Source organism: Burkholderia sp. BCC1972, from assembly GCF_905339605.1.
In the GTDB taxonomy this organism is placed as follows: domain Bacteria; phylum Pseudomonadota; class Gammaproteobacteria; order Burkholderiales; family Burkholderiaceae; genus Burkholderia.
Genome location: NZ_CAJPGH010000001.1, coordinates 209,159 through 229,924 on the forward strand (window position 1 = coordinate 209,159; position 20,766 = coordinate 229,924).

Consider the following 20,766-nt stretch of genomic DNA (forward strand, 5'->3'; position numbering starts at 1 on the left):
CAATGGTCACATGTGGTGACGCATCAGGGCGCGAGGCTGCGGAGAACGAGGCTGGACAGTTGAGCGGGCGCGGCGTCGGTGGTGTCGAGGTTGTACTGCAGCAGCAGCGGATTCAGGTACGGGCGCATCACCAGATAGATCGCCATCGCGGTTTCGTCCAGCGGCGTCTTGCGTTCGAACTCGCCGTTTTGCCGGCCTTCCTGCAGCACGTCCTGCAGCAGCTTCTGCACGCGCGCCTCGTAGGCCTGCACCGACGGCCAGTTTCCGGTGGCGGCCGACGCGGCGATGTCGTACAGCTTGCGGTCGCGGAAGAACAGCCGAAGGCTCGCTTCGGTAAAGACCTTGAACATCCGGCGCAGCTTTTCGGTGGGCAGCTCGGCCTCGGCGACGGCCGCGCGCACGTCCGTTTCGATCTCGTGCAGGCAGTTCGCGCAGATCATTTCCCCGATCGCCTGTTTCGACTCGAAGAACTTGTAGATATAGGCCTTCGAGAAGCCGATCGCCTTCGCGAGGTCCGACACGGTCGTCTTTTCATAGCCGTACCGGCTGAAGTGCTCGGTGGCGGCGGCCACGATCTGGTCGCGGACGTCGTGGTCGGCCGGGCCGCGCGCGGGCGCCGGGGAAGGGTCGATTTTTTTCATGGGCTGCAACAGACAGGAATGGACAACGAGTGACTATTTGGTATTATAGTCACAACCGGATTCTTGCTAATGCCCACATGCTACCCAAACCCATCGTTGCCGCGGCGCTGGCCGCCATCTTGTCGGCGGGGTGCGCCGTCGGTCCCGACTATGTGCGGCCGGAAGTGGCGATGCCGGAGCGGTTCCAGGGGCAGGGCGCCGTGGAGCAGCGCCACGCGGCTGCCGACGTCGACCTCGCGACGTGGTGGGCGGGTTTCGGCGATCCTCAACTGACGCGATTCGTCTCGCTCGCGCTCGCGCAGAACCTCGATCTGGCCCAGGCCGCGGCGCGCGTCGAGCAAGCGCGCGCGGGGCTCGGTGCGGCGAATGCCGCGCTGCTGCCGTCGGGTAACGTGAGCGGCCAGGCGGCGCGCGTCTACCAGTCGGTCGAGACACCGTTGGGGCGCGTGTTGAATGCGACGCCCGGTTTCGACCGTCACGGTAACGACTATGAGGCCGATTTCAACGCGAGCTGGGAGCTGGACGTATTCGGCGGATTGCGCCGCGGCCGCGAAGCGGCGCTCGCCGATTATCAGGCCTCCGAAGCGGCGGCGGTCGCGACGCGGCTCGCGGTCGCCGCGCAAACCGCCGACACCTACATCACGATTCGCGGGTTGCAGGGCCGCCTCGAAGTCGCACGGCACCAGGTGCAGACCGAGCAGGACCTGCTGTCGACCATCAATCTGCTCTATGGAAAGGGCCTCGCGGCGGAACTTCAGGTCAGGCAGGCCGAGGGCGCGCTCGCGCAGGTTCGCGCCACGGTGCCGGTGCTCGAAGCGGCGCTGGACGCGGCGATGAATGCGCTCGACGTGATGCTCGGCGCACAGCCCGGCACGCATCGCGCGGCATTGCTCGCCGGCGGCGAAGTTCCGGTCGCGCCGCGGATCGCGGCGACGGGCACGCCCGGTGAACTGCTCCGGCGCCGACCCGACCTGATCGTCGCCGAGCGGCGTGTGGCGGCATCGAACGCCCGCATCGGCGTGGCCATCGCCGAGTATTACCCGAAGTTCTCGCTGAGCGGACTGATCGGCAGCGCGACCACGATGGGCGCGGGCAATCTGTTTGCCGGCGGCGCGAACCAGGCGGCGGGCGTGCTCGGCCTGCGCTGGCGTCTGTTCGACTTCGGCCGGATCAATGCGCAAATCGCGCAGGCGAAAGGGCAGGATGCCGAAATGCTGGCCGCGTATCGGCTCGCGGCATTGCATGCGACCGAGGACGTCGAGAACGCGTTCTCGGCGCTCGTCAAGCGTGACGAGCAGGCGGCCGTTCTGGCCGACGGCGTCAATTCGCTTGGCCGCGCGAGGGCGGCGTCATTTGCGGCGTACCAGAAAGGCGTCGTGAGCCTGATCGAAGTGTTGCAGGCCGATGAAAGCCTGCTGCGCGCATCGGACGAGCGCGTGCAGGCACGAACCGAATCGGCGCGCGCGGCGGTCGCGGCGTTCAAGGCGCTCGGCGGTGGGTGGCAGGCGCCGGAAGCGCAGGCTGTTGCGAGCCGGTAGCGATAACTTCGGAACCTGATCGGTCGGACCGGACAAGCGTCGAATGATTGCGATGCCCGGCGCCGTGCCCAGTGCGCGTCCACGGTGCCTGCGGATCTGATGAGCAACGCGGAGCAGTAGTCGAATTGTCCCCCATGAGTTACAATCGATTCATGTTCAAAGTCCTGACCACCCCCCAATTCGACAAATGGCTTGACGGCCTTCGCGACCCGGTCGGCAGCGCCGCGATCAGCCTGCGCCTCGAGCGGGCAAAGCTCGGCAACCTTGGCCAGTGGCGTACCATCGGCGATGGCGTCAATGAAATGAAGATCGACGTAGGGCCGGGGTATCGGGCCTACTTCGTGCGGCGCGGAAAGATCATCGTCGTGGTGTTGTGTGGCGGGGACAAGTCGACGCAGAAGAAGGACATCAAGACGGCGAAGCAAATCGCCGCCGAACTGGAGGATTGAATATGAAAATCAGCGAACTGGCCGAATTCGATGGCTCGAAGTACCTGAAGGATGAGGAAGCGATTCGTCACTATCTGGCGCAGGCGTTCGAAGACGGGGATCCTCGACTGATCCAGGCCGCGCTCGGGAACGTCGCGAAGGCGCGTGGCATGACGGCGCTGGCGCGGGAGTCCGGTGTGAAGCGTGAAGCGCTCTACCGTGCGTTGTCGGAGGGTGGGAACGCGGAGTTTGCAACGATCATGAAGGTTGTCGCCGCGTTGGGATTGCATCTGACCGTTGCGCCGACCACGCAGACCGCCGAAGCCGCACCCGCGCCTGAACCGACTTCGCGCGCGCGCTCGCACGCACGTGCGGCGGCCCACGGATGATGTCCTCAAGGGGCTGCAAACTTCGCGCCGGCCCACCCGTATTGATCCGGTCGGCATCGAACGGTGCGGCACGCCGCTACCGATGTATCGCCTCCCGCAACCGCCTCACCTCCCGTTCCGACACCGGCGCCGCCCGATTCCCCCACGCGCCGCGCACATAGCTGACCACCGCCGCGATCTCGCTGCTCGTCAGCGCGCCGCGCATTGCCGGCATCCGGCGCACGGGCCCGGTTTGGCCCGGCGCCGGCCGCGCGCCTTCGACGACGATGCGGATCGCACTCGTCGGATCCGCCGCGAGCACGGCCGGATTCCCGGCAAGCGCCGGCCCCCGATCGCGCACCCCCATGCCGTCCGCACCATGGCAACGCGCACAGAACCCCACGTACACACCGCCCCCCGGCGCCTGCTGACCGCCTTCCGGACGCGGCCCGGCGGCCGTCAGCCGCGGCACGCCGACGCCCAGCGGATTCGTCGCGGCAGTCGGTTGCGCGGGCAACGACTTCAGGTACACGGCGATCGCCTGGCGGTCGGCATCCGTCAGCAACGCGGTGCTTTCGCTGACGACCGGTGCCATCGCACCGAATACCGCGCCGCGTTGCGCGTGACCGCTGCGCAGGAACGCGGCGATGTCGTCGGCCGACCAGCGGCCGAGGCCGTCGGTATCCGCGCCGGTCAGGTTCGGCGCGAACCAGTGGTCGTTGATGCCGCCGGTCAGGAACGCGGGGCTGCGCTCGTCGTAGCCGCGTTCGTTGTAGGCCGGCCCGCGCGGCGTATGGCATGCGCCGCAATGGCCGAGCCCCTGCACGAGATACGCGCCGCGATTCCATTGCGCCGATTGCGACGGCTGCGGCGTGAATCGGCCTCGGTTCGAGAACACGAGGCTCCAGAGGCCGAGCGCCCAGCGCTGGTTGAACGGAAACGACAACTGCGTGAGCTTCGCCGCGTTCGCGGATGGCGCGACGCCGCGCATGAAATACGCATACAGCGCGCGCACGTCGTCGTCGCTCAGGTGCGCGAACGACGGGTACGGCATGGCCGGATACAGCCGGCTGCCGTCCGCGCGCACGCCGCGCCGCATGGCATCGTCGAACTGCCGTAGCGTGTAGTTGCCTATGCCGTGCGCCGGGTCCGGCGTGATGTTCGGCGCATAGATCGGCCCGAACGGCGAATTCACCGGCTGGCCGCCCGCGTACGGCGTATGGTCGGCCGCGTCGTGGCACGCGGCGCAATCGCCGGCGAGCGCGAGGTAGCGGCCGCGCGCGATCGTCGCGGCGTCGGCGCTCGCGGCAGCCGCGGCGATCACCGGGCGGCGGGCGGTCGAAGCGGAAGCGGCGTCGGGCGGCGGGGCGGACGCGGCCGAACCCTGCGCCGCGTCCCTCGACCGGGAAAGCCGCGGATCGTCTCTCGCGCGAGCGGACATCGACGCGCCGGCATCGGCCGCCGACGCGCCAATCCGTACGAACCGCCAGCCCGACGCGGGTTCGGGCGCTTCCGCCGCCGATGCGGCGCCGGCTGTCTCGCCGGCCGAGGCCGCATTGTCGTCGCGCTGCCTGTCGCATCCGCAGAGCGCGACGCATATCGCGAGCAAGACACCCGCGCGGCGGCCCGGAACTCGGAACGTGAACGAAGCGAACGAGATCAGCGCCATGGGCTGCAAGGCCCCACGAAAGCGGTGACGATCCCCGTAAACACGAGACCGATCACGAAACCGAGCGCGGCAAGCATTCCGCAGCGCGCGAGAAAGCGCGTACTGTCGTCGCGCGTCGCGACGGACGCCTCGGCATCGTGCCGGTGCCGCCACGCGCGTGCGAGCCACGTCGCGCAGGCCGCGGCCAGCGCGAACGCGCCCGCGGCGATCAGCGCGAGCCACACGCCGACATGCGCCCAGCGCGGCACGGCTTGCGCGACACCGAGCGGATAACACGCGGTGGACGCAAGCGTCTCCGACACCAGCATCTGCGCGAACCACAGCGCGGGCGCACCGACGAGGCCGGCGGCGATCGCGAGCAGCGGGGTCCATGCGCGTCGGGCGTCGTTCATCCCGCGCTCCTCAGCCAGAACGGCGACACGTACAGCGCGGTGAAGATGAACAGCCACACGATGTCGACGAAGTGCCAGTAGAGCCCGCCGACCGTCAGTGCGACGCGCCGCTCGCGATCGAAGAAGCCGGCGGTCGTCCAGCCGGCGAGCAGTGCGAGGATGACGAGGCCCGCCACCACGTGCGCAAGGTGGAACCCGGTGATCGTGAAATAGAGGCTGCCGTACAGGTGCGCGGTCGGGCCGTACGGATGCTCGCGCCATTCGTGCAGCTGGACGAGCGCGAACGCGGCGCCGAGCACCAGCGCGACGGCGAGCATCGCGACCGCGCGCGCCTGCCGCCCGGCCCGCACCGCACGCTCCGCGAGCCACACGAATACGCTGCTCGACAGCAGCACGACCGTGTTGCCGGCCGCGAGCGCGAGCTTCGGCATCCCTTCGGGCGGCCACGGCGCGGAAGATTGCGACTGCAGGTAGAAGTAGCAGAACAGCAGGTAGCCGAACAGCCCGGCCTCGGTCACGATCAGCGTCAGTACGCCCCACCAGCCGCCCGCGCGCTCGCCGCAACTGCCGACGGGCAGCGGGTCGATGCAGGCAGCCGGCGCGCCGGCCGGCACCGTCGCCGACGGCGGTTCGTCCGGATGAAGCCCGGCCGCGCCGGCGGGCGCCTGCGTGTCGGCGCGGGCCGGCGGGCGCGTGCGTTGTCCGAGCGTGCGGCGCGGCCACAGCCACGCGCCGGTCGCGATCGTGCAGCCCGCAACCGCCGCACAGACGAGTGCGGGCGAGCGCACGAGCATCGCCGCGAACACGCCGGTCGCGAGCAGCGCGAGCACGAACGGCACGCAGCTGTCGTCGGGCATCTTCAGGATCGCGTCCGGCGTCGCGGCAAGCGGCGTGACCGCGAGCGCCTCGCGCCCATCCGCGAGCCGGTAGCCGACGCGCATGGTGGTGCGCGTCGGATCGTCGCGCGTTTCCCACAGCGGGTGCCGCGACGCGACGAGCGGCAGCACCGCGAAGTTGTACACGGGCGTCGGCGACGCGACCGACCATTCGAGGCCGGGCGCGCCCCACGGGTTGTCGCCGGCGCGTGCGCCGCGCCGTGCGCTCACCAGCGCGTTGACGACGAACATCACGATGCCGATCCCGAACACGAACGAGCCGATCGTCGTCAGCAGGTTCGACGTGTCCCAGCCCATCCCGGACGGATAGGTATAGATCCGGCGCGGCATCCCGAGCAGCCCCGAGAGGTGCATCGGAAAGAAGCCGAGGTTGAAGCCGACCAGGACGACCCAGAAGGTCCAGCGGCCGAACCGCTCGTTCATCATCCGCCCGGTGAATTTCGGGAACCAGTACGCGACGCCGCCGAGCACCGGGAACACGTTGATGCCGAGCAGCACGTAATGCAGGTGTGCGACGACGAAGTACGTGTCGGTGAGCTGCCAGTCGAGCGGCACCGCGGCCGTCATCACGCCCGACACGCCGCCGATCACGAACATCAGCACGAAGCCCGCGAAATACAGGAACGGCGTGCGGAACACCGGGCGGCCCGTCCAGATCGTCGCGATCCACGCGAACACCGCGACCGCGCTCGGGATCGAGATCAGCATGCTCGCGGCGCCGAAGAACGCGAGCGCGAGCGGCGCGATACCGGTCGCGAACATGTGATGGACCCACACTTCGAAGCCGATCAGCATCGTCGCGACCGTCGATACCGCGACGGCCTCGTACGCGACGAGCGGCCGCCGGCAGAAGGTCGGCAGTGCGTCCGACACGATCCCCATCGCGGGCAGCACGACGACGTACACCCACGGATGCGCGAACATCCAGAACAGGTGTTGCCACAGGAGCGGCCGGCCGCCTTGCGCGACGTCGAAGAAGTGCGTGCCCGCGTTGCGGTCGAGCCACAGCAGCAGGAACGCGAGGCTCACCGACGGCACGGCGACGAGGTTCGCGACCGACGCGGTCAGCGTGCCCCAGACGATGATCGGCAGCCGGTCGATCGACATCCCGTGCGCGCGCATCCGCAGCAGCGTGACGACGAAGTTCGCGGCGCCGCCCGTCGTCGAGATGCCGAGCAGGATCATCCCGAGCGCATAGATGTCGATGTTCGCGCCGGCGCTGTAGTCGAGCGACGTGAGCGGCACGTAGTTGAACCAGCCGCCGTCCGGCACGGCGCCGAGCGGAAAGCTCGCGTACAGGAACAGCCCGGCGAACAGGAACGACCAGTACGAGAACGCGTTGAGCCGCGGAAACGCCATGTCGCGCGAGCCGAGCATCAGCGGCCACAGGTAGTTCGCGAAGCCGGACAGCACCGGTAGCGCATACAGGAAGATCATCGTGACGCCGTGCATCGTGAACAGCGCATCGTATTGCGCGGGCGTGAGCAGCGTCGCGTTGGGCCGCGCGAGCTGGATGCGCATCACGAGCGCCTCGACGCCGCCGAGCAGCAGGAACGCGAACGCGGTGACGATGTAGCGCAGCCCGATGCGCTTGTGGTCGACGGTGCCGAGCCAGCCGCGCCAGCCGGGCGCCGATTCCCAGAGCTCGGCCAGCGCGCGCTCGTGCGCGGAACCGGGCGGCGCTTCGCCGAGGTCGGGTACGCGGCTGAGCGGGGCGGGCGTGTCGCGGGCAACGTCCATCGGCATCCTCCGTTCAGCGCAGCGTCGCGAGATACGCGGCGAGATCGTCGGCGTCGCGCGGCGCGAGCGCGATCGACGGCATCAGCGACTGCGGCTTGACCTGCCGCGCATGCGCGATCCAGCGGCGCAGGTCGTCGGGGGTGTTGTCGAGCGTGCCGGCCGCGAGCAGCCGGCGCGAGCCGACGTGCGTGAGGTCGGGGCCGGCGTCGCCCGTCGCGTCGGTGCCGCGCACGGTGTGGCAGCCCGCGCAGCGCGCGGCGAACACGCGCCGGCCATGCCGTTGCGCGTCGGTGCCGGGCACGGGTGCCGGCTGGCGCTGCGCGGCGAGCCACGCACGAAACGCGGCGGGCGGCTCGGCCACGACCTCGAGCGCCATGTGCGCGTGCTGCGCGCCGCAGTATTGCGAGCACTGCCCGCGATAGATGCCCGGCCGGTCGGCCTGCAGCCATTGGCGATTCGTCTGGCCGGGAATCGTCTGTGTCTTGCCGGCGAGCTGCGGCACCCAGAACGCGTGGATCACGTCGGCGCTTTTCAGTTCGATCGCGACGGGCTCGCCCACCGGGATGTGCAGCTCGTTCGCGGTGACGAATGCGCTGCCGCCCGCGTCGTCCGGATAGCGCGCGGCCCACCACCAGTCGTGCGCGGTGACGACGACCGTCAGCGCGGGCGGATGCGGCGGCGTCGCGACCGCACCGAGCACGCGCAGCATGGACACGAGCGCGCCGAACAGCAGCACGATCGAGATCGCACTGCCGACGGTCACGATCGTCATCCCGCTGCCGTGGCTGCCGCCTGCCTGCGCGCGCCGGTGGAACATCGCAATCAGCAGCAGCACGGCGATCGCGACGCAGACGGCCACGCACAGCGCGAGCAGCGCCCAGCCGAGCACGAAGACCGGCTGCGCGGCGGGGCCGGCTGCATGTACGACGTACGCGAGCGGCAGCGGCGCGGCGGGATTGGCGGCCGCGCGCGCGGCGAGCGGCGCGACCGCCCACGCAAACGGTGCGATGCACGCGATATGACGCGTTTTCCTGGACGGCGCAACGAGCAACACGACTCCTTGCCGCATTCGGCGGCGTGACGACAGCCGTTCCCGGCAGAGCAAGTTTCGTGCGCGACGGGCTCGCTCATAGCCAGCCTTGGGGATGCGGAATTGCGCGCGCCACGGCCTGTGCGTTACAGCTGGCTTGTAAATTGGGCGAGCGTTCCCGGCATGCGCCGGGGTGATACGGCTCGCGTGCGCGCCGGCATACCGTTTGCTGGGCGGATCCCGTTCCGGCACGCTGCGGCGCGAAGGCGTCGGCGGCGTGCCGGCCCTCATCTCAAAATGGGAGGACCGACCGTGAAGACCGTCGCGATCACCGGCGCGAGCGCCGGCGTCGGCCGTGCGACCGCCCACGCATTTGCACGGCTGGGCGCGAACGTCGCGCTGCTCGCTCGCGACCCGCGCGCGCTGCACGACACCGCGGGCGAGGTGCGTGCGTATGGCGTCCAGGCGCTCCCGATCGCCGTCGACGTCAGCGACGCGGCCGCGCTCGACGCGGCGGCCGAGCGGATCGAACACGAATTCGGGCCGCTCGACGTATGGGTCAACAACGCGATGGTCACCGTGTTCGCGCCGTTCGACGCCATCTCGCCGGAAGACTATGCGCGCGTGACGGCCGTCACCTACCTCGGCTGCGTCTATGGCACGCGTGCCGCGCTCGCACGGATGGCCCCGCGCAACCGCGGCACGATCGTGCAGGTCGGTTCGGCGCTCGCGTACCGGTCGATTCCGTTGCAGGCGCCGTACTGCGGCGCGAAACATGCGATCCGCGGCTTCACCGACGCGCTGCGCTGCGAACTGCTGCATGCACGCAGCCGCGTGCGCGTGACGATGGTGCAACTGCCGGCGATCGACACGCCGCAGTTCGACTGGGCCGAATCCGTGCTGCCGCACGCACCGCGTCCGGTCGCGCCGGTCTATGCGCCGGAGGTGGCGGCCGATGCGATCGTGCACGCCGCGCGGCATCCGTGCCGCGAGCGCTGGGTCGGCTGGTCGTCGCTCGCGGCGATCGTCGCGAACGGCATCGCGCCCGGCTGCTTCGACCGCTATCTCGCGCGCACTGCCGTGCGCGGCCAGCAGCGCGCGGCGCCGGCTGGCCCGCGCGTGTCGAACCTGTGGACGCCCGTGCCGGGCCGGCATGCGACACGTGGCGCGTTCAGCGACGAAGCGCACCGCACGGGCGCCGAGGCCGGGCTCGGCGCGTCGCGCGCGCTCGCATTCGGCGCGGCCGTCGCGGTGCTCGCGGCCGCGTGTGCCGCCGCACGCAAATGGCGCCGGTGAGCGCGATGCGGATCGAGGATTACGCGCTCGTCGGTGACGGTCGCAGCGCGGCGCTCGTCGCGCGCGACGGCAGCATCGACTGGCTGTGCTGGCCGGACTTCGATTCGCCGCCGTGCTTCGCCGCGCTCGTCGGTACGCCGGACAACGGCCGGTTCCGGATCGCGCCGCGCGAGTGCGATGCCCGCGCCACACGCCGCTATCTGCCGGGCACGGCGATCCTCGAAACGACGTTCGAAACGGCGTCGGGCTGCATCTCGATCACCGACTGGATGAGCTGGAACGCGCGCGATCCGTGTCTGATCCGCAGCGTGCGCGGCGAGCGCGGCGAGCGCGGGACGGTCGACGTCGATCTCGGCGTGCGCTTCGACTACGGCAGCGCGTTGCCGTGGTGCCGGCGTTTGGGCCGGCGCTGGCGGATGACGACGGGCGGCGATGCGATATGGCTCGACACCGATGCGCGACTCGACGTGCAGAACGACCGGCTGGTCGGCACGCGACGGATCGCGGCGGGCGAGCGGGTGGATTCCTGCATCAGTTACGCGCGCTCGTTCGACCCGGCGCCGGCCGTGCCCGATGCGTACGCGTCGCTGCACGACACGCAGGCGTTCTGGCGCGTCTGGTCGGATTGCAACGTCGCGAAGGGCCCGCATCGCGACGCGATCGAACGCGCGCTGATCACGGTGAAACTGCTGTCGAGCGTGCGTACCGGGGGCATCGTCGCGGCGCCGACCAGTTCGCTGCCCGAGCGCTTCGGCGGCAAGCGCAACTGGGACTACCGCTTCTGCTGGTTGCGCGATGCGAGCTTCACGCTGCGCGCGCTGGTGCGCTGCGGCTATCGCGACGAGGCCGTGCGCTGGCGCGACTGGCTCGTGCGTGCGATCGCCGATCATCCGTCGCAACTGCAGGTGCTGTATGCGGCCGGCGCGCGGCCGAGTGGCAGGCCGTGCATCTGGCCGGCTACGAAGGCGCGCAGCCGGTGCGCTTCGGCAACGCGGCGGCCGACCAGTTGCAGCTCGACGTATACGGTGAGGTGCTTGGCGCGCTGTACCAGGCGCGCCGGCACGGGCTGCCGCCCGACGACGACGCGTGGACGCTCGAGCGGCGCCTGCTCGAACATCTGGCGACGATCTGGAGCGAGCCGGACGAAGGCATCTGGGAAGTGCGCAGCGGCCGGCATCCGTTCACGTCGTCGAAGGTGATGGTGTGGGCCGCGGTCGAAAGCGCGTACCGCTCCGCGCGCGCATTCGGCCATCAAGCGCCGCTCGACGTGTGGCGGCGCTGGGCCGACGCGGTGCGCGCGGAGGTGCTCGAACACGGTTATCACGCGCAGCTCGGCCGCTTCGTCGACCGCTTCGACGGCGACGGCATCGACGTCAGCCTGCTGCTGATTCCGCTGACGGGGATGCTCGATGCGTCCGACCCGCGCGTGGTCGCGACGGTCGCGGCGATCGAGCGCGAACTGATGGACGACGGCTTGCCGTTCCGCTATCGGCCGCCGCGTTTCGCGGACGGCTGCGAAGGCGACGAGGGCGCGTTTGTCGCGGCCGGCTTCTGGCTCGTGCAGGTGTACCGAATGCAGGGCCGCGACGACGACGCGCATGCGCTGTTCGAGCGGCTGCTCGGCTTGCGCAACGACGTGGGGTTGCTGTCCGAGGAATACGACGTGAACGCGCGGCGCCTGTGCGGGAATTTTCCGTTCACGCTCGCGCAGGTCGGGCTCGTGAACGCGGCGCTCGCGCTGCAGGGGAACGGGCGGGACGACGTCGACATCGGCTAGGGTGTCGCGCAGCCGTCCCGCGCCTGGCTTACTTACGATTCGCCTTTGCTTCCCTTGCTGCTCTTGTCGCCGTGTTCGCCGTTGCCCGGCAGCACGGCCGACAGCACCTGCCGCGCGGTCTCGACGATCACGTTGCCCTCCCGCGCGTCGCCTTTCACCAGCGTTTCGGCGAAATGCTTCGCCTGCTGCAGCGTCACGTGCGGCGGCAGCGGCGGCACCTCGGGGTCGCTCTTCACTTCGAGCACGACCGGCCGGTCGGACGCGAGCGCTTCGTCCCACGCGGCGCCGAGCTGTTCCGGATCGTCGACGTAGATGCCCTTGAGGCCGAGCAGCGTCGCGAAGCGGTAGTACGGCACGTTCGGGATCTGCTGCGATGCGTCGAACTTCGGGTCGCCTTCCATCACGCGTTGTTCCCACGTGACCTGGTTCAGGTCCTCGTTGTTCAACACCATGCAGATCCAGCGCGGGTCGGGCCACTGGCGCCAATATTTCGCGACGGTGATCAACTCGGCCATGTTGTTCATCTGCATCGCGCCGTCGCCGACCATCGCGATCACCGGGCGCACCGGGTGCGCGAACTTCGCGGCGATCGCGTACGGCACCGCCGCGCCCATCGACGCAAGCCCGCCGGACAGCGACCCCATCATTCCGCGCCGCATCGTCAGGTCGCGCGCATACCAGTTTGCGCAGGAGCCCGAATCGCTCGTCAGGATCACGTCGTCGGGCAGGCGTGGCGACAGTTCGGTGAACGCCCGCTGTGGATTCACGCCACGCCCGGCGCTGGCCCTCGCGGCGGCGCGGGCCGCGAGCGTGTCGTGCCAGTCGCGGTTCCATTTCGCGATCCGGTCGCGCCATGCGGTGTCGCGACGCTCGTTCAGCAGTGGTAGCAGCGCGCGCAGCGTCTCGGCGCTGTCGCCGACGAGGTTGACTTCCATCGGGTAGCGCAGGCTCAGCATGTCGGCCTTCAGGTCGATCTGCACGCCGCGCGCCTGACCTTCCTTCGGCAGGAATTCCGAGTACGGAAAGCCGGAGCCGACGACCAGCAGCGTGTCGCATTCGGTCATCAACTCGTAGCTCGGCTTGGTGCCGAGCAGCCCGATCGAGCCGGTGACCCACGGCAGGTCGTCCGGCAGCGCGGCCTTGCCGAGCAGCGCCTTCGCGGCGCCCGCGCCGAGCCGGTCGGCCACCGCGATGACTTCGTCGGTCGCCTTCAGCGCGCCGGCGCCGACCAGCAGCGCAACTTTCGACCCCGCGTTGAGCACGTCGGCCGCGCGCCGCAGGTCGTCCGCATACGGCACGACTTTCGGCGCGGTATAGCCGACCCCCGAATGCACGGTGCCGTGCGCGCGCTTCGGCGGCGCGTAGTCGAGCTCCTGCAGGTCGTTCGGCAGCACGAGCGCCGTGACCGTGCGCGCGCCGAGCGCGGTGCGTACCGCACGGTCGACCAGGTGGCGCACCTGGCCGGGCACTGTCGCAAGCTGAACGAATGCGCCCGCAACGTCCTTGTAAAGCGCCGGAAGATCGACTTCCTGCTGGTAGTGGCCGCCGAGCGCCGCGCGCGCCTGCTGGCCGACGATCGCGAGCACCGGCATGTGGTCGAGCCGCGCGTCGTACAAGCCGGTCACGAGGTGCGAGGCGCCGGGGCCGGACGTCGCGACGCATACGCCCAGCTCGCCTGTAAATTTTGCATGCGCGGACGCCATGAAGGCCGCCATCTCCTCGTGGCGCGCCTGGATGAATTCGATCTTGCCGTCCGCGCGGTTCAGCGCGCCGAAAAAGCCGTTGATGCCGTCGCCCGGGTAGCCGTAGATGCGGCGCACGCCCCAGTCGTACAGCCGCTCGACGATGAAATCCGCCACTGTCGCCATGCCGTTTCTCCTTGGTTCGGGATGAGTCGATGCGAGGCTGCCGCGCAAGGCACATGCCGCGCCGCATGCGGTGGGCACAGCGGTTGCACGCGGCATCCGCACGCAACAGCAAGCTGACCGGAGCCCAACGATGCCACTTTCCGCCGCACCGACGATCGACGACGTGCGCGCTCGCGCGTACCGCGTGCCGACCGACGGGCCCGAAGCCGACGGCACCTACGCATGGACCGCGACGACGGTCGTCGTCGTCGAGATCGACGCGGGGCCCGTGACGGGGCTCGGCTATACGTACACGGACGCGAGCGCCGTGACGCTCGTGGCGTCGCTGCTGGCCGGCGTATTGCGCAACCGGCCGGTGGTGGATATCCCGGCCGCGGTCGATGCGCTGTGGCGCGCGGTGCGCAACGTCGGCCGCAGCGGGATCGCGGCGACCGCGATTTCGGCGCTCGATGTCGCGCTGTGGGATGCGAAGGCGAAACTCGCCGACGTGCCGCTCGCGCTGCTGATGGGCCGCGTGCGCGACCGCGTGCCGGTGTACGGCAGCGGCGGCTTCACGACTTACGATGCGCCGACGCTTGCCGCGCAGCTCGACGCCTGGCGGGCCGAACACGTACGCGCATGCAAGATCAAGATCGGCATGGCGGACGCGCACGATCCGTTGCGCGTGCGCGCGGCGCGCGACGCGCTCGGGCCCGGCGTCGACCTGTTCGTCGATGCGAACGGCGCGTATGCGCCACGCACTGCGCTCGCGTTCGCGCAGGCCGCCGCCGATTGCGACATTCGCTGGTTCGAGGAGCCGGTCAGCAGCGACGACGTCGCCGGGTTGCGGTTCGTGCGCGAGCACGTCGGCGCGCGAATCGACGTCGCGGCCGGCGAATACGCGTATACGCCTGACGATTTCCGTCGCCTGCTGGAGGGCCGAGCAGTCGACGTGCTGCAGGCCGACGCAACGCGCTGCGGCGGCGTCAGCGGCTTTCTGGCGGCCGCCGCAGTTGCCGATGCATACCACGTCGACCTGTCCGCGCATTGCGCGCCCGCGCTGCACCGGCACGTCGGATGCGCGGCGCGGCGCCTGCGTCACGTCGAATGGTTTCACGATCACGTCCGCATCGAGCGAATGCTGTTCGACGGCGCGCCGATGCTCGTCGACGGCGCACTGGAAATCGACGCGACGCGCGCGGGGCTCGGCCTCGAATTGCGCGCCGCCGACCTGCTGGATTTTGCGCGCTGAATGCCGACGAGGAGGAACGATGCGACACCGCCGATACCGCGCCGCCGAGCGTGACAGGTTACTGGCCGACGCCGCGCGGCTGCTCAACCGCAGCGCGCTGCTGCTGGCCGGCTCGGTACTCGCCGACAGCGGCGTCGAGCATTACCGCGGCACCTTTCACAATCGCGCGATGCTCGCGCCGCTCGCGATGTCCACGCTGTCGGTGATCGCGAGCGTGCACGGCCATGCGGACGACACGCCCGCGCGCCATCGGCTGCGCGACGCGGTGCACGTCGCGTCGGCGGCGGTCGGCGTCGCCGGTTCGGCGTTCCACCTGTACAACGTGACAAAGCGGCCGGGCGGGTTCAGTTGGCACAACCTGTTCTACGGCGCACCGCTCGGCGCGCCGTTCGCGCTGCTGCTGTCGGGCGCGCTGGGCGCGGCGGGCGAGCGGCTGCGCGAGAGCCCGGCCGACGCGCCGCGGCTCGCCGGACTGCCGGCCGGGCGCGCGCTGGCCGGGCTCGTCACGGCGGGGCTCGTCGGCACGCTCGGCGAAGTCGGTCTGCTGCATTTTCGCGGCGCGTTCCAGCATCGCGCGATGTTCGCGCCGGTCGTCGTGCCGCCGGCGGCCGCCTTGGCGACCGCACAGCTCGCGCTGTCGCGCCCGCGCGCCGACCGGCGCTTCTGCCGCGGGTGGCTGCGCGCGACGGCCGTGCTCGGCTTCATCGGCGTCGCACTCCATGCGCGCGGCGTCGCGCGGCAGATGGGCGGCTGGCGCAACTGGTCGCAGAACCTGCTGTCAGGCCCGCCGCTGCCGGCGCCGCCGAGCTTCACTGCGCTCGCGATCGCGGGGCTCGCCGCGACCGCGCTCGCCGAACAGGAGGCGCGATGAACGACGCAAGCCGCAAGCCGGTCGCGCTGCCGCGCTATCCGGGCTACGACGTGCTCGCCAAGCGCGATACGCCGTCGTGGAACGATGCGACGCGGCGCGCGATCGATGCACGCTTGCGCGTCGCGGCCAATGCGCCGCGTTATCTGGACCCCGAACGATTTGCGACGCTCGGTGCACTGTGTGCGCGCATCGTGCCGCAGCAACCGGGCGGCGCGGGCGCGATCCCGACCGCCGCGCTGGTCGACGCGCGGCTCGCGGCCGACGACGGCGACGGCTATCGCGATGCGCGCCTGCCGCCGCTGCGCGCCGCCTGGCAGACGGGCCTCGCCGCACTCGACGCGATGGCGCGCCACGCGCATGGCTGCCCGTTCGCGGCGCTCGGCGCATGCGATGCCGATGCGTTGCTGCACGCGGTACAGAAAGGCGATATCGATCCGCAGGTAGCGCAGGCCTGGGCCGGCATGGACCCGCAGACGTTCTTCATGAAGCGTGTGCTGATGGATATTTGCGGTGCGTATTACGGGCATCCGTTCGCATGGAACGAAATCGGCTTCGGTGGCCCCGCGAGCCCGCGCGGCTACGTGCGAATGGACTTCAACCGCCGCGACCCGTGGGAAGCGGAAATGCGCGTGGAGGAGGGCGATCGCGATGGCCGCCAATGAACCGCTGTCCGCGCCGACGCCGCGCGGCCGCGACGGCCGTGCACCCGATCCGTTACGCGTGGGCGGCTGGTCGCCGATGCGGATGTTCCGCGACGACGACGCGGTCGACTTCGTGATCGTCGGCACCGGGGCAGGCGGCGGCACGCTCGCATGCAAGCTCGCCGAATACGGTTTCTCGGTCGTCGCGCTCGATGCGGGCGCCTGGTGGCGGCCGCTCGAGGAATTCGCATCGGACGAGACGCATCAGCACAAGCTGTTCTGGACCGACGAGCGGATCTGCGACGGCGCCGATCCGCTGACGCTCGGCACCAACAACAGCGGCCGCGCGATCGGCGGCAGCACCGTGCATTTCGCGATGGTGTCGCTGCGGTTCCGGCCCGCGTGGTTTCGCTCGCGTAGCGCGCTCGGCTATGGCGTCGACTGGCCGCTCGACTGGCGCGAGATGTGGCGCTACTACCGCGAGGTCGAACAGGCGTTGAAGATCAGCGGGCCGGTGAACTACCCGTGGGGCCCGCCGCGCCCGCGCTATCCGTATCGCGCACACGAACTGAACGCGGCCGCGCTCGTGCTCGCACGCGGCGCGGAGGCAATGGGCATCGACTGGACGCCGACGCCGCTCGCGACACTATCCGCGCCGCGCGGCCGCGCCCATCCGTGCGTGTATCGCGGCTTCTGCATCGCCGGCTGTGCAACGAATGCGAAACAGAGCGCGCTGATCACGTGGATACCGCGCGCGGTCGCGGCCGGCGCCGAAGTGCGCGATCTCGCGATGGCGCTGCGCATCGAGGCCGAAGGCGACCGCGTGACCGGCGTGCACTACCAGCGCGACGGCCGCACCCGGTTCCAGCGCGCGCGCAACGTCGTCGTCGCCGGTTATGCGATCGAGACGCCGCGCCTGTTGCTGCTGTCCGCGAACGGGCGGCATCCGCAGGGGCTCGCGAACAGCTCGGGCCTCGTCGGCCGCTACCTGATGGCGCAGCTCAACCAGGCGTCGTGGGGGACGATGGACGACGAAGTGCGCTGGTACAAGGGGCCGCCGTCGCTGTCGATCACCGAGCACTGGAACTACGCGGACGAAGGCAAGGATTTCTTCGGCGGCTACTGCTGGATGAGCCAGGGGCCGCTGCCGATCGAATGGGCGCGCAAGGTCGCCGCGCGCGGGCTGTGGGGCGACGCGCTGAAGCGCGAGATGGCGCGCTACAACTTCCAGGCCGGCCTGAAGATCGTCGGCGAGACGCTGCCCCGCGCGGACAACCGCGTGACGCTTGCCGACGAACGCGATGGGTTCGGACTGCCGGTCGCGCGCGTCACCTATTCGTACGACGACAACGATCGCAGGATGATCCGCCACGCGCTCGCGCAGATGGCGCGTTCGCTGGAAGCGGCCGGCGCGCGCGACATCTGGCACGAGGAAGACGACACGTGCCATCTCGCCGGCACCGTGCGGATGGGCGACGACCCGGCGACGAGCGTCGTCGATGCCGACTGCCGCAGCTGGGACATCCCGAACCTGTGGGTGTGCGACGGCTCGGTGTTTCCGACGGTGGGGGGCGTCAATCCGTCGCTGACGATCCAGGCGATCGCGTGCCGCACCGCCGACCGCATCCGCGCGCTGGTCGCGCGTGGCGACGCGCATGCGCGTGCGCGATGGCGGTGAATCGTGCCGCACGGCTCCGGCAGCGGCCGATACGACGTTGCGTACGAGCGAGGATGCCGCACGTGAACCGTTCACATTCTTATGGAGAAATCGTCTCATGCCTGCATTCAACCGTTCATCCATACACCGCTGTGCCGCCTGCGTACTGCTGACGGTGTGCGTGACGGCGCTGCCCGCGGCCGGACAATTGCGCCCTCCGAGTCCCGCCAGCGTGCCCGACACGTCCACGCAGGCGTTCAAGCGCGCCGATCGCAAGATGATGGAAGCGATGGACAGCGCGCCGTACACGGGCGACGCCGACCGCGATTTCGTCGCGCACATGGCGCCGCATCATCAGGGCGCCATCGACATGGCGCAGGTCGAGCTCAAATACGGCAAGGACCCGACACTGCGGCAGCTCGCGAGCCGGATCGTCGCCGCGCAGCGCGACGAGATCGCGTTGATGGAGCGCTGGCAGAAGGAGCACGGCAAGACGCCGTGAACCGCGATGCAGGACGGAGATACGCAGCCGGCCCCACCGGCGGTTCCGCCTCCGGCAAGCGGCAATAACGAACACGCGCCGACGCAATGGCCGCAAGCACGGGCAGCCGCGGCAGGAGGCGCGATGCATGGACGGTGAGCACATGGCGGAAGATCGCTCGATCGACAGTGTGGCAGGCTACATGGCCGTGATCGGCGCGCAGCGGCAGACGATGGCGCTGCGGCTCTTTCGCGGCCAGTGCAACGCAGGCTGGCCGCTCGTGCCGGGCATCGCGCGGCAGCGTGCGTCGCCCGACGTCGAAGCGCGGATGCTCGACGAATTCACGCGGCATGCGCTGCCGCATCTCGAACCCGGGCAGGCCCTCGATGCGTGCGACTGGCTCGCACTCGCGCAGCAGCACGGGATGCGCACGCGCCTGCTCGACTGGTCCGGCAACGCGCTGGCCGCGCTGTGGTTCGCGGTCCGGCGCGCGAGCGAATCGGGTGGCGACGGCGTGGTGTGGTGCCTGTCGCACGACGCCGACGACATCGCGACCGCCGCCGAGCGGCGCGCGCCGCTGCAGGTCACGTGCACCAAGGTGTTCCGGCCGCGCCACGTGATGCCGAGGATCACCGCGCAGGACGGCTGGTTCACGATTCACTGTTACGACGCCGGTGCCGAGCGCTTCGTGCCGCTCGACGAGCATGCGGATCTCGCCGGCCGCCTGATGCGGATCGTCGTGCCGGGCGCCCGGTTCGCGACGATCCGGCGGGAGCTGGCCGGCGTCGGCGTGAGCATCGCGACGATCTTTCCGGATCTCGACGGCATCGCGCAGTTGATCGACACGCGCTATTTCCCGGACGACGTGGACACGCACGCGCCGCGGTAAAGCCCGCGCAGGCCGTACGGGCCGGGCACGCGAGATGCTTGTTTCATGGCGCGCATACGGGACCGAACCCCAAGTCCCGGCTAGCGACCGGTTCGCGGCGGGCGGGATGGCGGTGCATGCGCGCATTCAAACGAACGATCGAATCCGGAGGCTTTCATGCGCGAACCCAACGACCCACCGAGCGACCGTCGCGACACGGCGTGCGAGCCCGGCGCCAGTGCCCAGTCGGCCGGGCACGCCGTCACGCGCGCATTCGAACGTTTTGCGTCGAGCGTCACGACCTGGGCCGGCTCGCCGGTGGCGTTCGGCAGCGCGGTCGCCATCACCGTGCTGTGGCTCGTGAGCGGGCCGCTGTTTCATTACTCCGACGCGTGGCAGCTCGTCATCAATACCGGCACCACGATCATTACGTTCCTGATGGTGTTCCTGCTGCAGCGCAACCAGAACCGCGACAGCGTGGCGTTGCACCTGAAGCTCGACGAGCTGCTCGCGGTCACGCGCGCGGCGAGCGACCGGCTGATCGGGATCGAGGATGCGTCGGAGGACGAACTGCGCGCGTTGGCGCAGACCTATGTCGAGATGGCGCAGCGCGCGGCCGAGCGCGGTGACGACGAGCCGGGGGGAAAGCGCGCGGAAACGGCTGACGCGCCACCCGAATCGTGATCTTTCGATCGAGCGTTCGAACGATGCACGGCCCGATGATTTTTCAAACGCTTGTCGTTTCTGGCGCCGCCCCGCGGCGCGACCGCGAGCATGCGACGCTCGCAGCGGGGAACGGCACGTGCTGTACACAGAAACGAAACCCGGCTGTTCCGGGTATTGCCAACGGTGCTTCCATGAACTCGAGAACCCCTTCGAATCCGTTGCTGAATCTTGCGGTAGCCGTCGCCTGCGGGGCGGCCGCGATGTACTTCCTCGATCCGTCGTCCGGCCGGCGCCGGCGCGCTTATCTGCGCGACAAGGCGGTTGCGGGCCGGCACGACGTGGCCGATTATGCGAATACGCAGGTGAAGCGGGCGGCCGACCATGCGCGCGGCGCGATCGCCGGCCTGCGGGCGGACTGGCTCGCGGGCGATGCGAGCGACGTGCAGGTCGCCGAGCGCGTGCGTGCGGCGCTCGGCCGGCTCGTCGCTCGCCCGCGCGACATCGACGTGAGCGTCGAGCGCGGCAACGTGTGCCTGACCGGACAGGTCGAGGAGGGCGAACGGCAGGCGCTGATCGACGGCGTCGCCGCGCTGCATGGCGTGCATCGCGTCGAGGACGCGCTGGGCGCGCGCAGCGAATACAAGGCGCCGCCCGGCGGTCATTCGCACTGACGCGGCCGCGGCTGCCCGCACTGGCGGGGGCCGGCGA

Annotated in this window: 18 protein-coding genes and 1 pseudogene; 13 read left to right on the plus strand and 6 right to left on the minus strand. The window is 70.0% G+C overall.

Annotated elements, in window-relative coordinates:
- Nucleotides 1-23: 23 nt before the first annotated feature.
- On the minus strand, nt 24-641 hold the full coding sequence (locus tag U5798_RS00970; RefSeq protein WP_124452581.1) for a TetR/AcrR family transcriptional regulator: 618 nt from the start codon (nt 639-641) through the stop codon (nt 24-26).
- A gap of 77 nt (nt 642-718) precedes the next feature.
- On the opposite strand from U5798_RS00970, the gene U5798_RS00975 reads away from it, so the two are divergent.
- The 3 genes from U5798_RS00975 (at nt 719) to U5798_RS00985 (ending at nt 2,996) form a co-directional block, all read left to right on the plus strand.
- Entirely contained in the window at nt 719-2,179 is a 1,461-nt protein-coding gene (locus tag U5798_RS00975; RefSeq protein ID WP_124452583.1) for an efflux transporter outer membrane subunit, read from the plus strand.
- A gap of 152 nt (nt 2,180-2,331) precedes the next feature.
- Entirely contained in the window at nt 2,332-2,628 is a 297-nt protein-coding gene (locus tag U5798_RS00980; RefSeq protein ID WP_185658178.1) for a type II toxin-antitoxin system RelE/ParE family toxin, read from the plus strand.
- Nucleotides 2,629-2,630: 2 nt separating this feature from the next.
- On the plus strand, nt 2,631-2,996 hold the full coding sequence (locus U5798_RS00985) for an addiction module antidote protein (protein ID WP_124452587.1): 366 nt from the start codon (nt 2,631-2,633) through the stop codon (nt 2,994-2,996).
- Between the two features lie 76 nt (nt 2,997-3,072).
- On the opposite strand, the gene U5798_RS00990 is transcribed toward U5798_RS00985, so the two are convergent.
- Genes U5798_RS00990 through coxB form a run of 4 tightly spaced genes read right to left on the minus strand, consistent with a single transcriptional unit; the run spans nt 3,073 to nt 8,723 of the window.
- A complete protein-coding gene (locus U5798_RS00990) occupies nt 3,073-4,644 on the minus strand; it encodes a c-type cytochrome (protein ID WP_124452589.1) in 1,572 nt (523 codons plus the stop codon).
- Nucleotides 4,635-5,036 (minus strand): cytochrome C oxidase subunit I, encoded by a 402-nt coding sequence (locus U5798_RS00995; RefSeq protein WP_124452591.1) that lies wholly within the window; start codon nt 5,034-5,036, stop codon nt 4,635-4,637. Before U5798_RS00995 ends, U5798_RS00990 begins: the two co-directional genes overlap by 10 nt.
- Entirely contained in the window at nt 5,033-7,672 is a 2,640-nt protein-coding gene (gene ctaD / locus U5798_RS01000) for a cytochrome c oxidase subunit I (RefSeq protein WP_322080890.1), read from the minus strand. Before ctaD ends, U5798_RS00995 begins: the two co-directional genes overlap by 4 nt.
- A gap of 13 nt (nt 7,673-7,685) precedes the next feature.
- Nucleotides 7,686-8,723, minus strand: coding sequence for a cytochrome c oxidase subunit II (coxB, locus tag U5798_RS01005; protein ID WP_322081198.1), 1,038 nt, complete (start codon nt 8,721-8,723; stop codon nt 7,686-7,688).
- Between the two features lie 291 nt (nt 8,724-9,014).
- On the opposite strand from coxB, the gene U5798_RS01010 reads away from it, so the two are divergent.
- Nucleotides 9,015-9,998, plus strand: a complete 984-nt coding sequence (locus tag U5798_RS01010; RefSeq protein ID WP_124452595.1) for an SDR family oxidoreductase — start codon at nt 9,015-9,017, stop codon at nt 9,996-9,998.
- 5 nt (nt 9,999-10,003) lie between these two features.
- Nucleotides 10,004-11,775: pseudogene (locus tag U5798_RS01015) on the plus strand (glycoside hydrolase family 15 protein).
- A gap of 32 nt (nt 11,776-11,807) precedes the next feature.
- On the opposite strand, the gene U5798_RS01020 reads toward U5798_RS01015, so the two are convergent.
- On the minus strand, nt 11,808-13,643 hold the full coding sequence (locus U5798_RS01020) for a thiamine pyrophosphate-requiring protein (RefSeq protein ID WP_322080891.1): 1,836 nt from the start codon (nt 13,641-13,643) through the stop codon (nt 11,808-11,810).
- A 130-nt stretch (nt 13,644-13,773) separates the two neighbouring features.
- On the opposite strand from U5798_RS01020, the gene U5798_RS01025 reads away from it, so the two are divergent.
- From U5798_RS01025 to U5798_RS01060, 8 genes are all read left to right on the plus strand, one after another.
- Nucleotides 13,774-14,874, plus strand: coding sequence for an enolase C-terminal domain-like protein (locus tag U5798_RS01025; RefSeq protein WP_124452601.1), 1,101 nt, complete (start codon nt 13,774-13,776; stop codon nt 14,872-14,874).
- Between the two features lie 19 nt (nt 14,875-14,893).
- Nucleotides 14,894-15,745: a hypothetical protein gene (locus tag U5798_RS01030; RefSeq protein ID WP_322080892.1), complete on the plus strand. Its 852-nt coding sequence runs from the start codon at nt 14,894-14,896 to the stop codon at nt 15,743-15,745.
- Entirely contained in the window at nt 15,742-16,407 is a 666-nt protein-coding gene (locus U5798_RS01035; protein ID WP_322080893.1) for a gluconate 2-dehydrogenase subunit 3 family protein, read from the plus strand. Before U5798_RS01030 ends, U5798_RS01035 begins: the two co-directional genes overlap by 4 nt.
- Nucleotides 16,394-18,064 carry a GMC family oxidoreductase gene (locus U5798_RS01040; RefSeq protein WP_322080894.1) on the plus strand — a complete coding sequence of 557 codons (1,671 nt, stop codon included), beginning with the start codon at nt 16,394-16,396 and terminating at the stop codon, nt 18,062-18,064. The genes U5798_RS01035 and U5798_RS01040 overlap by 14 nt, the downstream gene beginning before the upstream one ends.
- Before the next feature lie 97 nt (nt 18,065-18,161).
- A complete protein-coding gene (locus U5798_RS01045; protein WP_124452789.1) occupies nt 18,162-18,545 on the plus strand; it encodes a DUF305 domain-containing protein in 384 nt (127 codons plus the stop codon).
- 127 nt (nt 18,546-18,672) lie between these two features.
- Complete coding sequence (locus tag U5798_RS01050) at nt 18,673-19,413, plus strand: FRG domain-containing protein (protein ID WP_124452608.1); 741 nt, start codon at nt 18,673-18,675, stop codon at nt 19,411-19,413.
- Between the two features lie 156 nt (nt 19,414-19,569).
- On the plus strand, nt 19,570-20,076 hold the full coding sequence (locus U5798_RS01055; RefSeq protein WP_124452610.1) for a low affinity iron permease family protein: 507 nt from the start codon (nt 19,570-19,572) through the stop codon (nt 20,074-20,076).
- 173 nt (nt 20,077-20,249) lie between these two features.
- Nucleotides 20,250-20,729, plus strand: coding sequence for a BON domain-containing protein (locus U5798_RS01060; RefSeq protein ID WP_322080895.1), 480 nt, complete (start codon nt 20,250-20,252; stop codon nt 20,727-20,729).
- Nucleotides 20,730-20,766 lie beyond the last annotated feature (37 nt).

Excerpts from the sequence above, each read along its gene's own strand:
- U5798_RS00970 (WP_124452581.1), bottom strand. The coding sequence starts at position 641 with ATGAAAAAAATCGACCCTTCCCCGGCGCCCGCGCGCGGCCCGGCCGAC.
- U5798_RS00975 (WP_124452583.1), top strand. The coding sequence starts at position 719 with ATGCTACCCAAACCCATCGTTGCCGCGGCGCTGGCCGCCATCTTGTCG.
- U5798_RS00980 (WP_185658178.1), top strand. The coding sequence starts at position 2,332 with ATGTTCAAAGTCCTGACCACCCCCCAATTCGACAAATGGCTTGACGGC.
- U5798_RS00985 (WP_124452587.1), top strand. The coding sequence starts at position 2,631 with ATGAAAATCAGCGAACTGGCCGAATTCGATGGCTCGAAGTACCTGAAG.
- U5798_RS00990 (WP_124452589.1), bottom strand. The coding sequence starts at position 4,644 with ATGGCGCTGATCTCGTTCGCTTCGTTCACGTTCCGAGTTCCGGGCCGC.
- U5798_RS00995 (WP_124452591.1), bottom strand. The coding sequence starts at position 5,036 with ATGAACGACGCCCGACGCGCATGGACCCCGCTGCTCGCGATCGCCGCC.
- ctaD (WP_322080890.1), bottom strand. The coding sequence starts at position 7,672 with ATGGACGTTGCCCGCGACACGCCCGCCCCGCTCAGCCGCGTACCCGAC.
- U5798_RS01020 (WP_322080891.1), bottom strand. The coding sequence starts at position 13,643 with ATGGCGACAGTGGCGGATTTCATCGTCGAGCGGCTGTACGACTGGGGC.
- U5798_RS01025 (WP_124452601.1), top strand. The coding sequence starts at position 13,774 with ATGCCACTTTCCGCCGCACCGACGATCGACGACGTGCGCGCTCGCGCG.
- U5798_RS01030 (WP_322080892.1), top strand. The coding sequence starts at position 14,894 with ATGCGACACCGCCGATACCGCGCCGCCGAGCGTGACAGGTTACTGGCC.
- U5798_RS01035 (WP_322080893.1), top strand. The coding sequence starts at position 15,742 with ATGAACGACGCAAGCCGCAAGCCGGTCGCGCTGCCGCGCTATCCGGGC.
- U5798_RS01040 (WP_322080894.1), top strand. The coding sequence starts at position 16,394 with ATGGCCGCCAATGAACCGCTGTCCGCGCCGACGCCGCGCGGCCGCGAC.
- U5798_RS01045 (WP_124452789.1), top strand. The coding sequence starts at position 18,162 with ATGCCTGCATTCAACCGTTCATCCATACACCGCTGTGCCGCCTGCGTA.
- U5798_RS01050 (WP_124452608.1), top strand. The coding sequence starts at position 18,673 with ATGGACGGTGAGCACATGGCGGAAGATCGCTCGATCGACAGTGTGGCA.
- U5798_RS01055 (WP_124452610.1), top strand. The coding sequence starts at position 19,570 with ATGCGCGAACCCAACGACCCACCGAGCGACCGTCGCGACACGGCGTGC.
- U5798_RS01060 (WP_322080895.1), top strand. The coding sequence starts at position 20,250 with ATGAACTCGAGAACCCCTTCGAATCCGTTGCTGAATCTTGCGGTAGCC.